12 protein-coding genes are annotated in these 17,499 nt (G+C 42.1%); 2 read left to right on the top strand and 10 right to left on the bottom strand.

Annotated features, from left to right (window positions below; genetic code table 11):
* Nucleotides 1-2 precede the first annotated feature (2 nt).
* The gene (locus KTR07_RS15185; protein WP_008766146.1) at nt 3-806 is read left to right on the top strand and encodes a fimbrillin family protein; all 804 of its coding nucleotides are present in this window, start codon (nt 3-5) and stop codon (nt 804-806) included.
* Between the two features lie 146 nt (nt 807-952).
* Here the strand turns inward: KTR07_RS15185 and KTR07_RS15180 are convergent, their stop codons facing one another.
* The 4 genes from KTR07_RS15180 to KTR07_RS15165 all read right to left on the bottom strand — a co-directional run bounded on the left by KTR07_RS15180 (nt 953) and on the right by KTR07_RS15165 (nt 9,053).
* On the bottom strand, nt 953-2,551 hold the full coding sequence (locus tag KTR07_RS15180) for a SusD/RagB family nutrient-binding outer membrane lipoprotein (RefSeq protein ID WP_008766147.1): 1,599 nt from the start codon (nt 2,549-2,551) through the stop codon (nt 953-955).
* Nucleotides 2,552-2,570: 19 nt separating this feature from the next.
* A complete protein-coding gene (locus tag KTR07_RS15175) occupies nt 2,571-5,759 on the bottom strand; it encodes a TonB-dependent receptor (RefSeq protein WP_117978542.1) in 3,189 nt (1,062 codons plus the stop codon).
* Nucleotides 5,760-6,071: 312 nt separating this feature from the next.
* Nucleotides 6,072-7,676 (bottom strand): OmpP1/FadL family transporter, encoded by a 1,605-nt coding sequence (locus KTR07_RS15170; protein WP_008760612.1) that lies wholly within the window; start codon nt 7,674-7,676, stop codon nt 6,072-6,074.
* A gap of 33 nt (nt 7,677-7,709) precedes the next feature.
* Entirely contained in the window at nt 7,710-9,053 is a 1,344-nt protein-coding gene (locus tag KTR07_RS15165; protein WP_008766149.1) for a hypothetical protein, read from the bottom strand.
* Nucleotides 9,054-9,204: 151 nt separating this feature from the next.
* Here KTR07_RS15165 and prmA point away from each other — a divergent pair, with 151 nt between their 5' ends.
* Nucleotides 9,205-10,047: a 50S ribosomal protein L11 methyltransferase gene (prmA, locus tag KTR07_RS15160; RefSeq protein ID WP_008766150.1), complete on the top strand. Its 843-nt coding sequence runs from the start codon at nt 9,205-9,207 to the stop codon at nt 10,045-10,047.
* Nucleotides 10,048-10,297: 250 nt separating this feature from the next.
* On the opposite strand, the gene KTR07_RS15155 is transcribed toward prmA, so the two are convergent.
* From KTR07_RS15155 to KTR07_RS15130, 6 genes are all read right to left on the bottom strand, one after another.
* Nucleotides 10,298-10,813, bottom strand: a complete 516-nt coding sequence (locus tag KTR07_RS15155; RefSeq protein WP_008766151.1) for a flavodoxin — start codon at nt 10,811-10,813, stop codon at nt 10,298-10,300.
* Nucleotides 10,814-10,837: 24 nt separating this feature from the next.
* Nucleotides 10,838-12,874, bottom strand: coding sequence for a thiamine pyrophosphate-dependent enzyme (locus tag KTR07_RS15150; RefSeq protein WP_008766152.1), 2,037 nt, complete (start codon nt 12,872-12,874; stop codon nt 10,838-10,840).
* A 37-nt stretch (nt 12,875-12,911) separates the two neighbouring features.
* Complete coding sequence (locus tag KTR07_RS15145; RefSeq protein WP_008766153.1) at nt 12,912-14,282, bottom strand: dihydrolipoamide acetyltransferase family protein; 1,371 nt, start codon at nt 14,280-14,282, stop codon at nt 12,912-12,914.
* Between the two features lie 86 nt (nt 14,283-14,368).
* Nucleotides 14,369-15,088: a lipoate--protein ligase family protein gene (locus KTR07_RS15140; RefSeq protein WP_008766154.1), complete on the bottom strand. Its 720-nt coding sequence runs from the start codon at nt 15,086-15,088 to the stop codon at nt 14,369-14,371.
* Nucleotides 15,072-16,415 (bottom strand): dihydrolipoyl dehydrogenase, encoded by a 1,344-nt coding sequence (lpdA, locus tag KTR07_RS15135; protein WP_008766155.1) that lies wholly within the window; start codon nt 16,413-16,415, stop codon nt 15,072-15,074. Before lpdA ends, KTR07_RS15140 begins: the two co-directional genes overlap by 17 nt.
* A gap of 74 nt (nt 16,416-16,489) precedes the next feature.
* On the bottom strand, nt 16,490-17,383 hold the full coding sequence (locus KTR07_RS15130; RefSeq protein ID WP_008766156.1) for a glycoside hydrolase family 25 protein: 894 nt from the start codon (nt 17,381-17,383) through the stop codon (nt 16,490-16,492).
* Nucleotides 17,384-17,499 lie beyond the last annotated feature (116 nt).

The raw sequence follows: 17,499 nt of genomic DNA, 5'->3' as shown, positions 1-17,499 counted from the left end.
AAATGAAAAGAAAAAACTTTTTGATTCTTCTAGCCGCAGGATGTTTGTTCAGTTGTCAGCAACAGGATGAACTGCAAGAAACAAGTAAAGAAGCAACCAACTTCTCTATCTCTATCGACGACGCTCTCTCTGACCCGCTCACCCGTACCAGCAATGATCTGTTCCCTGCCAGAAATAGCATCACTACAGGAGAAGTTATCTCCATGGCTGCCTCCGGTCAGGACTATACTCCGTTTATTGTTGGCAAAGACAGCCGCGCATGGAACGAAATAGGAACTGCCACAGGCACAGTAACCTTCTACGCCCACTATCCGGCATTGACAGACGAAGCCGCTACCAGATCAGGCGGTAACAAACGCTATTTAAAAGGAGGTCAGGAGCACTTGTTCGGAACAGCGGAAGCAGCTCCGGGCAGCCAGAATGTATCGCTGAAATTCAAACGAATGACCGTGCCGGTTATTATACTTGATGAGAACGATCGTCCGTATGAAGGCGAAGCTAAAGTTGAGCTCAGCCTGAAAAACGAAGGTACGCAGGATTTATTGAACGGTACCATAGAAATCAACGAAAATGCGCTGTCAGAGAATATCGAAGTAAAGAAAGTATCCGAAGGCGTTACTACCAATGTTCTCCCGCAAAAGATCAATGCTGGAGAGGAAATAGGAACAATCACTGTCGGAGGAGTCACTCAGAAGATCAGTGCAGTGGAAGATCTTGATTTAAAAGCCGGAAGCACACTTTCTGTCAGATTATCAAAAAAATTCGGAGGCGGTATTATTGATGGCAATGTTCCATTGTACAGATAAGAAGATTGCACTTAAAGACAATCTTGCAGATTATATAAATATAAAGAACGGGATTCGTATGAATCCCGTTCTTTTATTTAGACCTAAAAACTATATAATAAGCCGGTCAGTCCCCAAGAGCCGACCGACTTATTTATAACACTTTATTACTTATCCCACCATACGCGTGATGTCATCTTATCGCCTCCGCTAAGTCTCTTAACGGCATCATTGTAATTAACAGGATTAGCTGTTATTTCACTTGTCGGATAAATGAAACGACGAGGAATCTCTCCATTTGTCACATTGTTAGGATAGCTGGCTGCATTTCGAGCCGGGGTTAATTTGGGATATCCAGTACGACGCCAATTTGCAAAAGCTTCATACTCATTACAGAACGTATGGATATAATATTCCGTATTAATCTGTTCCAGCGCTTTTTCCGTATCAGCATCCAATGGATTAGCATTCAGATAGGCAGTTATCGCATCATCTGTAATCGTAGCTGAGGCTTTTTCATAATAGGAGAATTGTTTCATGGCAGCAGTTACTCCATCTCTATAAAATTTTTCTGCATCTCCTGTATAGAGTCCACGTTTCACTGCATCAGCCAATAATAACAAGTTACCGGCATGAGTGACAAGCATAGAGGGTGAATCCGGGCGTGCATAAACTGTACGGTTAGGAACAGAATATGCTTTTCTCCAATCAACCTGATAGCTTGGAGCTTTACTCAAATCCCAGTCTCCTCCTGACACATCATAACCAACCGGCATACCTTTCTGCTTAGCAGCCGTGTTGTCACCTAAATCAAAATCAGCATCTCCCCATCCCGGTTTAGGATCTCTGGTACAAACTGTAGCAATCAGAGGAAGACGAGGATCGTCCTGAAGGATGTTTATAAATGTTTCGCTGATATAGAACGCCTGAGTATCCAGACTGGAAAATACTTTTCCGTAAGGTTCGGCAGAGTCATCGCTTGGTGAACCATTGGTATGTCTGACGATCGCATTATCATCGTTGCTTACGAACAAGCCATTCGAAACCGCTTTAGCTACCCATGTTTTCGCTTTATCAGGAGCTACTTTGGTCAGGCGCATGGCTACCCGGAGCATCAGTGAGTTTGCAAATTTCTTCCATTTCGCAGCATCACCGTTATAGATAACGTCGGCAGCCCCTATCGTATTACCGGCAGAAGTGCTTAATGCAGCTTGTGCTTCATCGAGTTCTTTCAGCAGATCATTATAGATTGCTTCTTGTGTATCATATTTAGGATACGGAATCGGATTGGTAGAATACCCCTGCCCTGCTTCAGAATAAGGAACGTCTCCATAAAGGTCAGTCATATTCTGGAACATATATGCTTTCAGAATGCGGCACATCTGATATTCATTCGCATAAGCGGGATTTCCTTCCCAATTATTCATCACATCTATAATATTACGAATAGCTGCACGCCCACCAGAATAGAATCCTCCCCAATAAGCACCACTATACTGATCGTTCCATGTATAGAAAACTCCATACGCCCAATCTACACTAGCCGTATGCTGTATCATGTTGGCTGTGTAGATACAGCCATTACGCCACACGTCCCAGTCGGAGCCACATATCTGTGCTTCAACCTGAGTAAATTCCATTTTATAATCCACCACTCCGGGATTCAGGTTCATAGGGTCGTTATTCACATCCCCAAAGTCATTACAGCTCGTCGCTAATCCCATCAGACCAAAAGCCGTCAATATATATAAAGTAAACTTTTTCATTGTTACAGTATTTAAGATGTTAGAACTTAACATTTACATTGAATCCCACATTTCTCGTGGCAGGATATCCGTTCAATTCCAGACCTTGAGCATTACCGTTATTATAAGCTGATTCCGGATCAATATTATCCGTATGCTTCAATATAGTCCAAAGGTTACGACCGACTAAGGAAAGGGTTACCCCTTTTATAAGTGTCTGCTTATTCAACCATGCCTGCGGCAAAGTATATCCGACTGACAGTTCGCGCAGTTTTATAAAACTCGCATTATAAACAAACTCTTCAGCAATATTCTGACTGGTAATAGCCTGCCAATAGTCTTGTGCAGAAACGGCTACGGTATTCTTCACATAGCCCCCTTTACCATCAGACATTACACCATTGCCCACCATTGTTCCTTTACCGTCAGCACCACGTCCCTGCAAAGTATTCTTGTGCAGACCGTTGCTGTAAAGAGACAGATTGGTTCCGGAGAACATCTTAGCTCCTGCTTTGAAGTCAATCAGGAAAGAAAGAGTTATGTTTTTGTAAGTAAACTCATTGCGCCATCCGCCGGTTACCTTATAAACGCCGTTTCCTAATACCTGAACCTCGTCTGAGTGTACAGGAAGACCGTTTTCAAAAATAACTTGTCCGTCCGAAGTACGTTTGTATTCATAACCGACTAATTCACCATAAGGATGCCCCAAGATATTCTGAACAGAAACACTACCTACACGTGAGTTGGCTCCGTCAAGAGTTAATCTCTTTATCTTTTCTCCCGTTCCGTCTATTCCCAGGTATTTCACATCACTGCTATTATAAGCGATATTGAATGTAGAATTCCAGTTAAAGTCCTTTGTATGAACAGGAACGGCATTCACCATTACTTCCACACCATTATTTCTGATTTCTCCGACATTCTGGATAGCTGATTCAAAACCGGAAGCACCACTGGTGGTTACCTGCACGATATCATCTTTGGTTGTTTTTACATAATATGCAGCATCCAATGACAGGCGATTATCCAAGAAAGAGAGGTTCAAACCAATTTCCCATTCGGAAATCTGAACCGGTTTCAGTCCTTTGTTAGGTACGGTCGAGTTATTGATCGTTACTACAGGCTGTCCGTTCGATTGGTAATTATCTACTTTATAGGTAAGAAGATTCTGATATGCTTTGGTTCCGTTAGATGCAGCTGCATAGGATGCACGCACCTTTCCGAAAGTAAACCAGTCGGGAGTCTTGAATGTATCACTAAATACCCATGACATACCGATAGAAGGATAGAAATAATGATTATTATTCGGGTCCAGTGTAGAGAACCAGTCATTACGTCCGGTTAAGTTTAAGAATACCTGATTCTTATAACCAAGGTCTGCAGTACCATAGATTGAATTTACCCGGTATTCTGTATATTCTTTCTTATACACATGCTTCGCAGTGTTGCTGCTTGAATAAAAATCGGGCACAAAGAATGAAGAGGCCTTATCATCCAGACCGTATTTCTTTGTAATATTTCTCTGACGGTTTCCACCGAAAGTAGCACCGACACTCCAGTCTCCGAATGTCTTATTGAATCCGATCAAATAGTTCAGGTTCATTTCAGAGAAGTTCTGAGTGTATTCCTTTATATAACCGCGTGGATCTTCCGGAGAAGCGGAACCGATTGGCTTCACTTCGGAATATTCCAGATTATAACCGTCACGTGTCACAGCCCCCTGAATGTATAACCAGTCAAAGATATCATACTTCAAAGTCATACCACCAGTCAGACGATTACGGTTGGTTTCATTGGTAACCCTGTACTGCAACCAATACGGATTATTAAAATAACCGTTCGTACCACCTAACAACTCTTTCCCGTCAGCACCGGTACCCCAGTCACAATCCGGATTTTCACGTTCCATCCAACGGATATCAAATGAATTGGCATGATAAAGAAGTGCGGCATTCGTGTTACTGTTACCATCGGACAAGTTAGAACGACCTTTATTCTTGTCGAATACGTAGTTGGCATTCACCATTAAATGAACTTTTGAAGAAATGTCATAAGTCGTATTCATATTGATACCTTGCTGACTGATGCTGGAATTGGGAAGTATCCCCTTTACCGCCATATTGGAAACACCAAAACGATAGGATATCTTATCGGAAGCACCACTTACTGCCAAAGTTGTTGTATTGTTAATCCCAGTACGATAGAAGTTCTTCCAGTTATCTACAGGAGAATAGGCATATTCGTTCCCCAAGAAGTTTACTGCTTTTTTTCCATCCATTACTTCACCCCAGCTGGATGTTTCCGTTGCTTTTGCCACATCTGCAGAAAGCGGACGGTTACCCTGAGTTCCTTGCCCGTAGACATTCTGGAAATCGCGGTAATCATAAATCACATCAAAAGCCAAGTTATTGTTAAATTCAACGGAGACCGGTTTTCCTTTCTGACCGGATTTAGTAGTAATCAAGATAGCACCGTTACCACCACGATATCCATAAAGAGCAGATGCAGCAGCACCTTTCAACACTTGAATATCTGCAATATCATCCGGATTGATACTTGACAAACCATCGCCCATATCTTTACCTCCCCATTGACCTGCACTACCAATATTAGTATTATCAAACGGAACACCGTCGATAACATAAAGCGGCTGGTTGTTTCCCGTCAAAGAAGCATTACCACGAATTACGACACGGCTACTACCACCCGGACCTGTTGCATTTCCGGAAACGGAAACACCGGCAATCTTACCGGAAAGTGCGTTACCAATGTTCGTTGTACGAGCTTCCGTGAAATCTTTTCCTCCTACTGTCGTTGTAGAATAGCCGAGGGACCTTTTCTGACGCTTAATCCCCAAAGCTGTCACTACAACTTCATCGAGTGTCTGCGTATCTTCCTGTAAGGTAATGTCTAAAGGTTTACCCGTGAACTTCACTTCCTGTGGGGTATAACCTACATAAGAGATTTGAATCGTTGCTCCATCAGGAACATTGGAAAGAACAAAATTACCGTCCAAGTCGGTAATTACACCATTTGTAGTACCCTTGACTACAACTGAAGCTCCAATAACCGCTTCACCTGCCTTGTCTTTTACTACACCTTTACACGTACCGTTTTGCTGTGTGACACTCACACTTGTTGCTCCATTCTCAGAGGCTGCATAGGAAATTGCTGCCGGCATGGCAAACAAGAGCAACAGCACACTTACTGATTTGAGTGGTTTAAACATAATACTGCTCTTTTAAGGTTAATAAAAATTGTCTGTGTGTAGAGAGGACGTCAATATTTCATAGTTTGGTTCTGACTACGATTACAAAAATATGAATTTATTTTAAATAACAAGAAAATAAGTAGTTTTTTTTCTTTAAACAAAAAGAATAATTATATCGGCTAACAAAATTACAATATTCAAAACAGAATGAACCTTCTTTGGCATTAAATGAAAAGATAATAAAGAAATCCCTGGAACTGCTGTAGACACTCAGCATTCCAGGGACTCTAACACACAAAAGTTATTATTGAAATTGAAAACAGTTTCTAATTAAAAGCGTAAACCTAAAGTCATCATCACTTTACTACGGCTATTTGTCACATCAGTCTTTTTTAAAGCTCCATCATCAAATGGATAGAAATCTTCCTTATAAGTACTATACATGTAAGCCAAGTCTGCGTAAAAAGTCGATCCTCTATAACCGATACCTAATGTATAATTATTATTTGCTTTTGCATTCGCAAAATCCGTATCCGTATTAATTGAATTGTAGCTCAAATCTTTAAAAGCTGTTTTTTTGAATGCTGCTGACATATAATTATAGCCTAAACGAAAAGCAAATTGAGGAATAACTTTCCACTCAGCACCGATACGGAAAGTATTCACACCTTTCAACATTTCTTTTGCTGTAGGATTCTGCCATCCCATTGCTTCTCCATCCGAATAACTAAAATGCATAGCGGAGTAATCCTGATATTCATATTCTGCTCCAATAGCGAAAGATGATCCATAAGTATACCCAAGACTTAAATTATATTTCCATGGTGTACGGAAACGGAAGTCATATCCATAATCAACACCATTCGTAAAATCATAAGAATCTACAACAGCCTCACTTAATTTTTTAGAGTCAAAATCAGGGGTATATGTCACTGCTCTAACATTCGTTTTAATTTTCAAATTATAAAATGTAGGAGTATGAACAGAAACACCAATACGGAATGGAGAGTCTTCAAATGGACGCACGATAGCTCCAAACTTAAAATCCACACCTGAACCATCTATTTTATTCTCAGTAGTCATTTCATAACTTGGAGTACCATAATTCACATTTTCTACAATATATTCCCCATACTCCTCTCCATAAGTAGAAATCTTTGAGTAATTAACATCGTAAGCACCAATGGTCAATCCTAAATAAACACGATCACTTATATTAAAAGCAACATTAAAATCATACTGATTGATTCCTCCTTTTTCATGTCCATCATACCATGAATATGGTTGAGGTAAATAACCTATATAGCCATTTTTATCTTCATTTTCATTATATAAATATCCATTCCAGCCGATAGCAGCCAGCCAGCCAGTCTGACTATCAGTAAACAGATTAATCTTATCATCAGCTAACTTACTGATAAAGTCACCATTCGCTTTAATCATAGTGTTCGCTTGATTCGTCATTTGATTAGTCTGAGAAAGAATTGTTCCTCCAGGCCCCAGATTAATCAAACCTTCCATTGTCATATACTTATCAAATGACTTGGAACGAGTGTAACTGAATCCAAAATTCACATAACGCAAAGCGGTCTGATTTCCAATTTTAGAAGAAAACACAAATCCTATATTATCAAATGATCCACGAGTCTTATCAACATTAAACTTTGATCCTTCATATTTACTCTCCGAACCAAAAGAAGAAAAGCCGAAAGTTCCCATTATATCATTACTACGATATATACCAATACCAGCCGGATTTGTCCCCATAGTAGAAATATCTCCTCCTAGTGCACCCATTGCTCCTCCCATTCCTACAAAACGGGCAGTTCCATTCAAATCCTTCTGCGTAAACTTAGCACCATCGTATATTGTCTGGGCGCTTGCACTTGCCACCATAATAAGAGCAAGTGCAGCTATATTTATTTTCTTTTTCATACGTTTCCTTAAATATTATTATATGCTATAGTTTTATCTCCTGCTACCGCCTCTAGCTGAACCTCCACCACCGGAAGAACTTCCACGACTACTGCTACTACTTCCGCCTCCATACGAAGAACCACTAGAACGAGAAGAACTGCTACTAGGAGAATAAGAACTGGAACTACTAGAACGACTACTGCTACTAGGAGTATATGTTCGAGAACTACTACTAGAACGGTTACTACTGCTAGGAGTATATGTTCGAGAGCTACTAGAGCGACTAGGTGTATAACTACTACTTCCTCTTGAATAAGTTCCGCTACTTCTAGAAGAAGATCCCCTATTATAAGTACCTTCACTTCTTGAAGAAGAAGTACGAGTGCTACTACTACGATTCATACCCGAAGATGTGCTGGTACGAGTACTGCTCGGACGAGTATAGGTATCTCTGCGAGAAGAACTAGTTCTTGTACTTACTCCTGTCCGTGTACTATTCTCTCTGGTTCCTACTACACGTCCCGAAGTTGTTCTATTCGAAGATGTACGAACTGATGAAGGACGAGAAGACTGATAACGGTTAGAGGTATATCTGGTACCATTGGTAGTACGGTTAACACTCCTGTTAGGAGAACGACGATTGGTGTATAGCATGTCTCTATGACCACCGCCCCAGCCCCAGCTAGGACCACCACCCCAGTGGTGATGATGTCCCCAATAACCGCCGCCATAGAAGCCACCCCAGTAGCCACCATACCAGCCGCCCCATGAACCCGGGTAATATCCCCAACCATAGTAAGGACGATTCCATCCCCAGCCATAGTTCCATCCCCAACCGTAGGAGTTGTAACGCCAATCCCACCAAAGCGGATTACTAAATGTCGGGAAAGCATAAGCGTACATACCATCAGTATATACATTCCAGTTCCATGAATTAGGTCCGTAAACAACGTCCCAATAGAGTGGACTGCTAATGCTGATAGCAAAACGTGGATTACGGAAACGGATAATACGTTCAGCATATTCATAGTCCTCTTGCGAACCATCAAATTCACCGGTTACCCATTCTCCTTCCAAGTCTGGCTGAGCTTTCTCTTTTATATATAAGGTATCGTTTTCCATTACGAATTCATTCTCACGAGCGTCATAACGGCGGTTATATTCATCCACATCCCGTGTTTTTCCCTTGCGGTCCTGAACTACAACGGTAGTGCCCGGTGATGTATAGATGTTGGTCGTGACTTGCTTTCTCGGTTCCTTCTTTTCCGGAGTCGTTTCTTTCTTCTCCTTTTTGTCTTTAGAAGGTACGAAATAAAGGTCGTCATCAACGCTTTGTGCCATCAAGCCTATAGGGAGGCATAAAGCAATTAGCAAGAAATAAACAATCTTTTTCATATCATCTCGGTTTATGTAATTACTTAAACTTATTCACATTACAAAGATAAGGAAGAGATTCGCCACTCTAGGGAGATTTTCCCCAAAGGATAATAGGGAAATCCCTATTTCTAACTATCTTTGCAAAAGATTCACCAAATTAAAAACAACTATGAAGTATTTTGAGTTCACATTCCATACAAGTCCATGCACAGAAACAGTAAATGACGTACTGGCTGCCGTATTAGGTGAAGCCGGATTTGAAAGTTTTGTTGAAAGCGAAGGCGGACTGACTGCATACATACAACAGGCATTATGCGATGAAAATACAATAAAAAATGCAATAACCGAATTTCCTCTGCCCGATACGGAGATCACTTATACATACGTTGAAGCGGAAGACAAAGACTGGAACGAAGAATGGGAAAAAAATTTCTTTCAGCCGATTGTGATCGATAACCGATGTGTTATCCATAGTACCTTCCATAAAGATGTACCCCAGGCAACTTATGATATCGTTATCAATCCGCAAATGGCTTTCGGCACGGGACATCATGAAACGACAAGCCTCATCATCGGGGAGTTACTGGACAATGAGTTGAAAGATAAATCACTTCTGGATATGGGCTGTGGAACTTCGATCTTAGCTATTCTCGCCCGCATGCGGGGAGCACGCCCATGTATCGCTATTGACATTGACGAATGGTGTGTACGAAACTCTATTGAGAACATTGAATTAAACCACGTAGACGACATCGCCGTTTCACAAGGAGATGCCTCATCGCTTGTTGGCAAAGGGCCCTTTGATATCATCATCGCTAATATAAACCGGAATATTCTATTGAACGACATGAAGCAATACGTTGCCTGCATGCACCCGGGATCGGAACTTTATATGAGTGGATTTTATGTGGACGACATTCCTTTCATCCGCCGGGAAGCAGAAAAGAACGGACTGACCTTCGTACATCATAAGGAGAAAAACCGCTGGGCAGCAGTGAAGTTCACATATTAAGCATTAATCTTCCTTATCTGTTTCAAGAAGACACAGACCACGTATCTTTAAAAGACAGCATATATTTGTAGTAGAGATAAGATGTACGAGATGCTCATCTCGTGCTGTACGGCATGCTCATCTTGTTATACACCAGATGCTCATCCAGTAGTGTACGAGATGAGCATCTGGTACATACCATCCTTTAATGAAAAGAATGGTATGATATAATATTCCTTCTGTTATGTTACCGGGAAACAGATATAAAGTATTAAGGTTTTGAATCAAACTCATTCTTTACCTGTTCGCACCATTCCCTGATTCTCTTTTCCGCTTGCTCGGATTGATTATCCAAATCGACGACCAAACCGCACCACCGATCACCACGCAACGCTCTGGAACGTTCGAAAGTGTATCTTTCGGAAGAAGTAAAACCGACCAGTGTGGCCCCGTCTCCTTCAAATACCTCGGCAAGCAGTCCGATTCCGTCAGCAAAGTTTTCGGGATAACGTATCTGATCTCCTAACCCGAAGACAGCTACTTTTTTCCCTTTCAAGTCCAATGTACGAAGTTCCGGCAATAACTCATCCCAATAGGTAGGAAGTTCTCCGTCAAACCAGGTCGAAGCACCTACTATTAAACAATCGTAAGCTGCAAAATCATTTTGCCATGCCTGCTCAATAGGCACCACTTCTATCCTATCTTTTCCAAATTCTTTCTGAATTTTCTCTGCCACCCAAGTAGTCTTATCAGCTTTGGTGGCATAAAACAAACCAATCTTCTTCATATACTATACCTCCATTTTATTCCATTAATATTCCAATAGCTTTTTAGCTGCCTCATAGATCTTCGCCTCATCCGGCAATATCTCTTTTTCCAGAATCGGATTGAAACCGACAGGAGTAAATGTAGATCCGACACGCTGCACCGGACCATCCAGATAACGGAACATATCCGTTCCGATCATAGCCGCAAGTTCCGCACCGAAACCGGAGAATACCTTGTCTTCGTGAACAACCAATGCTTTACTAGTCTTTTTCACTGATTCGAAAATCGCCTCCTTATCTAATGGTATCAATGAGCGAATATCGATCACTTCGACTTTCCAGCCACTTTCTTTTTCCAGTTGCTCTGCTACGTGCAGGCAGAAATGGGTCGTATTGCCATAAGTAATAATGCTCAAATCCGTTCCTTCACGACGAATACGTGCCTTTCCAAAAGGAACCTCAAAATCTTCCGGAACAACAGCTGCCGCTTCTACCGAATTATATAGAGCTTTCGGTTCCAAAAACAAGGTAAATCCCTTTGAACGCATACTGGTTCGTAACAATCCGGCTGCATCATCTGCAAAAGAAGGACAGACAATACGTGCACCCGGCAACGTTGTCAGAGCACCCTCTATATTTTGGGAATGATATAATCCACCACCGATATATCCTCCGGAAGCAAGCCGTAAAGTGATATTCGGAGCAAACTTACCGTTACTGCGCCAATATTCATGAGTACACTCCACATACTGTTCTACGGCAGGCCAGAAGTAGTCTGCAAACTCAGCTCCTTCTATCACTACATGGATTTTAGGGTCAAATCGGCTCATACCATTGGCTGTACCTACAATATAATCTTCGGCAATCGGTGCGCTGAATACACGCGCCTCGCCAAATTCCTGCTGCATGCCTTTGGTCACATTAAAGACCCCGCCTTTTTCTCTGTTTGCCACATCTTGTCCCCAGATAAAGGTATCCGGATTATGGCGGAATTCCGCTTTCAATGTTTCATTAATTGCATTGACCAGGAAAGTCTTCTCTCCTTCTTCCTGATGAGTACCTTCTTTGTATTTTTGCGGCTGATAAGGTTCGGGCATCACAAAATCGTAAATGCTTTTAGGATCAGGTTCAGGGGCAGCCAGCGCCTTGCGGTTGGCAGCAGATAGTTCCTTCTTTGATTCAGCTTCAATTTGCAGCAGTTCCTCTTCCGTCAAGCGCTTATAGCGCAATAACATCCGGCGGAACTTCATTAGCGGATCGGCTTCTTTCACATATTCCAGTTCGTTTTCATCCCGATAAAGTGTATGTTTATCCGAATTGGAATGAGAGCCGATACGAACGCAGTTAGCCTGTACAATCACAGGATTACGGGTACTGATCGCATATTCGCGTGCCTCAGTCATGGCATTCATGGAATCGAACACATCTTTTCCATTGCAGTAGATAATCTTCAGATTCTTGAAACCGGAGAAGTTCTCGGCTACTTTACGATTGGCAGTCTGCTCGGATTTAGGAACAGAGATGCCATATCCGTTATCCTGTATAACGAAAATCACTGGAAGACGTTCCAGACTAGCTCCATTGATAGCCTCGTAAACAAAGCCTTCGGAAGTAGCAGATTCTCCGTGCGAAGTGATTGCTACTCCTTTATGCCCATAATATACCATTGCTCTTGCTACACCCGCCGCATGCAGGTCATGCGTTCCGGTAGCAGAAGATATATTTTCAATATGCCATTCCGGTTTGGCGAAGTGATTCGACATATGACGTCCGCCGCTACCGGGATCGGTTGCTTTCGAAATGCCGTTCAATATAATCTCTTCCGCAGTCATTCCTGCAGAAAGCACAGTCAGCATATCTCTGTAATAAGGGAACAGGAAATCTTCTCCCAATGTGAAAACCTGACCGACAGCCAGTTGGATACCATCATGCCCCGCATAAGGAGCATGGTATGACCAACCCAAGGATTGCAGCTGGTAAGACGGCGCCTTCTCGTCCAAAGCACGCCCTAATGTCATCAGATGGTACCACTTTTTCAGTGTTTCAACATCCGTAGTCTTTATATCATATTTCTTTTTCATAGTTAATGAAGTTCTTAATGAATGAAACAATCTGTTATCAGCCCTTCCAGTTTTCCAGGTAATCGGCTATGAAGTGCAGGAAGTTGCCTCCCAGCATACCGTCAACTACACGATGGTCATAAGACAGGGACAGATACATCTTATGACGGATAGCAATCGTATCACCTTCCGGTGTCTCTATTACGGCAGGCTTCTTCTCAATATATCCCACTCCCAAAATGGCAACCTGGGGCTGATTGATCACCGGCGTACCGAACAAACTCTTGAATGTACCGAAATTAGTAATGGTAAACGTACCTCCGTCAATATCATCTGGCATCAATTTGTTATCACGAGCCTTCAATGCCAGCGAGTCTATAGCTACAGCCAATCCATTCAAGTTCAGATGATCGGCATCGTGTACCACAGGAACTATCAGATTGCCATCATTCAAAGAAACAGCAATACCGATATTGATATGTTTCTTGAAAAGAATATTATATCCGTCAACAGATACATTGACCTGAGGATATGCTGCCAATGCTTTTGCAACAGCTTCTGTTATGACAGGCATATAGGTCAGTTTCACTCCCTCACGGCGGAAGAAAGCGTCTTTATTCTTTTCACGCCAGCGTACCAGTTTGGTTACGTCTACCTCTACTACATTGGTTACGTGTGGTGAAACCTTCTTGGACATCACCATATGATCCGCAATAATCCGGCGGACACGATCCATTTCTTTCACTTCTACTCCCGGAATATTAGCAGCTGCAGGTGCTTGTTTAGATGGAGCAGACGGTGCAGCAACAGGAGTTTGCACGGAAGCCGCCACAGGAGAAGTTGTCATAGAGCCAGCCCCTCCAGTCGAAGAAGGCATAGAAGCCGTAAGTGCATCACCGGTAGGTATCGCCGCCTTCGAGACTTCGGAAATTCCCCTTTTCTTCTTCTCAATATAATCCTTTATATCTTTCTTGCTTAACCGGCCTTCGTATCCTGTGCCTTGTATCGAATCAAGTTCTTCTTTCGGAATATTTGCACCTCGTGCCAATTGAATCACCACAGGAGAATACCAGCGTTCCTCAGCCTTTGCTACCTGAGAAGATACTTTTTCTGCATCAGAAGAAGCATTCTCCTTACTTTCTGGAGTTTCTTTTCCACTTGCAGTTTCTTCATCGGATGCCTCTTCACCTCCCATATCTACAACAGCAACCACTGTACCTACAGCGACTGTATCTCCTTCCTTAAACAGAATTTCCACTACCTTACCGGCTACCGGTGAAGGTATTTCCGCACTGACTTTCGCCGTATTTACCTCGAAGAGAACATCGTCTTCCTGAATGACATCCCCCACTTTCACAGACCAAGAGACAATCGTCCCTTCGGTTATACTCTCGCCCAACTTAGGCATTTTTATTTCGAATCTTGACATAGACAGTAAATTTATTATTCAACCTTGAACTATTAGAACAACCCGCTGAAAAAGAAAGTTTTAAGTTAAAGTATTTTTAACCGGACTCAACGACTGAAGATCCAGTCTTCGCAAATATATTTCTCAGTCCGAAGTTTATGGATTGCTTCCAATTCTTTCTCACTGAAAGTATCAGCACATCCCTTCTGACTAAAATATTCGAAAAGTATCGCTTTGAAATGATCAACCGTTTCCATAGGTAAGTAACGACTGATATTTGTGACTTCACTACGGACAGACGGAACAGCATACACAGGCAATGCCACGCCCGTCTCAATGTCCCTCTCCGGATTCAATACCTTATTTAAAGCAGCAAGATTCGTATCATACAGCAAAGTACAATGATAAAGCACCCTGTTCTTGTGTACGCACTGGGCACTCCCCGATATTTTCAGACCATCAAGATAGATACCCAGACGTTCATCTCCTTTTGCCGGCAATCCTATCAGTTTTAAGAAATCCAATATCCGATGAAGATAAAGACTGAAATCAGGCAAGCGGGACACTGTTTCGATAAAAGTTAAATTGACATTACCCAAATCATGATATACAGCTCCCCCACCCGAAAACCGACGGGCTATTTGAATCTGTTGTTCTTCCGCCCATTCCCGGTTCACTTCCAACTGTACAGATTGGTGTTTTCCCATCACTACAGAAGGAGTGTCCTGCCAAAGCATGAAAACAGAATCTGTTTCCTGCTTCAGCAAATACTCTTCTGCCGCCAGATGAAAATAAATATCTGTAAAAGTGTTATGAAAGCACCTCATGATAAATCTCTCCAACCGTAGGATGGGGAAATACATTCTTCTGAAATTCCTCAACCGTATAGCCCTTCTGAATAGCTATTCCGGCAATCACAATCAATTCCGACGCAGGATTTCCAAGCATATGACAACCGATAATATGATCAGCTTCATCAAGTATCAGCTTACATATTCCATTTACTTGTTCGTTTTCCGCAACAAAACGTCCGGAATAAGCCATCGGCAACTTCGTAACACGATAAGGAATGCCCTGTTTGGTCAGCTCTTCTTCTGTCTTACCTACGCCGGCCACTTCCGGATTGGTGTAGACAACTCCCGGCACACTGTTATAATTCATCCGGTCTTCCACTCCTAAAATATGATTGATTGCCACTTCCGCCTCCCGAATTGCCGTATGCGCCAATAAAGAATAGCCTGTAATATCACCGCACGCATATACTCCGGGATGAGAAGTCTGAAGATATTCGTCTACTTTAACCCCATTCCGATGAAGTTCTATATTCAGCTTATCCAATCCGACATTGGTAATATTTGCTTTACGCCCCACACTGAGCAAGATCTTTTCCGTTTTGATAGTAGAAGCCTTCCCATCTTTCTCTATGACGACTCCGTCAGGTTTCACTTCTATTACTTTTGTATTCAAGTAGAAAGTGACTCCACGTTTTGCATATTCCATACGAAGCATACTGCTGGTTTCCTTATCCATGACTCCCAGTATCTCCGGCATCATCTCGACAACATGCACTTTCACTCCCATACTGTTGAAGAAAGAAGCAAACTCCATTCCTATGACTCCACCACCTATAACAACCAACGTTTCAGGAAGCTCTTTGATCTCCAAAGCCTCTTTTGACGTCCAGTAACTAACTTCCGACAGTCCCGGTATCGGAGGAATAACCGTGTCGGAACCGGTACATACCAGCAGATATTTCACTTCATATCTTTCTCCGTCACAGATGATACGGATCAGCCCGTTTTCTTCTCCTTCTATAAAGGCTTCTTTTTCCACGATCGTCACTCCGTAAGAGTTCACAGTCATCTTTACCCCACCAGTCAGCATTTTCACCGTTTTCTCTTTACGGCTCATTATTTTAGTTAAATCAAACGAAGGAGATTCGGCAGAAATGCCATATTTGGAAGCACTCTTGATGCTATCCAGAATTTTAGCAGAATATAACAACGTTTTAGTAGGAATACATCCTTCATTCAGACACACCCCACCTATTGCCTTTTTTTCAAACAAAACGGCTCTCAGTCCGTTTGCCCCTGCCCTTTCGGCAGCTGTGTAACCAGCAGGGCCACCACCAATAATAGCTATATCAAAGTTCATAATCGTATCTTTTTAGTAATAATACGATTATAACAAATGAGAGAAGAGATTAGTTGTATGACAGATCAATCATCCTACTTGATCGTCAGCTTTTTGAGTTCTTCTAATGTACCGTTGAATACATTGAGGTCTACATCTTCTTTAATACCGGGTACATTTCCGACATCAGTATGTTGCCAGAAATCCCACTTACCCTGATATTTCACCGAATCGACATAATAGTGAGCGATCCAATAAGGATAAGCATTGAAAATAGAATCGTCCAGATAACGGGTCTTGAACTTATAAGAGGTATAAAGAATGGGCTTCACCCCATAATGGGATTCTATACGGTCCAACCAGCGCTTAATGCCTTGCTGCAATTCTTTTTTCTCTTTTCGTCCGGTCACTTCCACATCGAGAACCGGAGGCAGGTCGCCGGAATCCAGTTTGACCGTACGTATAAAAAAGTCCGCCTGTTTCAAAGCATCCGTACCGGGAATATAGAAATGATAAGCGCCACGAATAAAGCCATGATTACGCGCATTAGCAAAATTAGTTTGAAAGGTAGTATCGTTATGATCTCCCCCTTCCGTCGCTTTCATAAAAATGAAGTGCAAAGGAGTTGCCGTCTGTTTATTCTGTAAAAGTCTCCCCCAGTCTATTTTTCCTTGATAATGGGAAATATCAATCCCATGAATATCATATCCGGAAGGAATACAAACTCCATATTCCTTTAAACCATTACAAGGTTTCCACCGATAAGCATAAGGACGTATAAAGAAATAATAGAAAACCATAGAGAAACAACCGACAATTGCCACAGCCAATATATTTCGAAGCCAACCGGGCATCGAATAATGCTGCTTCACCGGTGCCTTTTTCGGAGCACGGGAAGGCCTGGAAGAAGAAACCGTCCTCTTTTTTGGGGTAGTGGAAGCAGTTCTTTTCTTTTGGACAGCAGAAATCGGATTATTACGTGACGACATTTACTTTGAGTGATGAATGTAATATAGATAGGCACGGATTACACGGAATACACGGTTTTAAGAAATAGTATAACTAAAACCGCGTCAATCCGCGTAATCCGTGCCTGAAAGAGCTC

It is taken from the genome of Bacteroides sp. MSK.20.82, assembly GCF_019052485.1.
GTDB lineage: Bacteria > Bacteroidota > Bacteroidia > Bacteroidales > Bacteroidaceae > Bacteroides > Bacteroides thetaiotaomicron.
The sequence above is the reverse complement of the archived record's forward strand: the minus strand, read 5'-3'. Positions and strand labels throughout refer to the sequence as shown.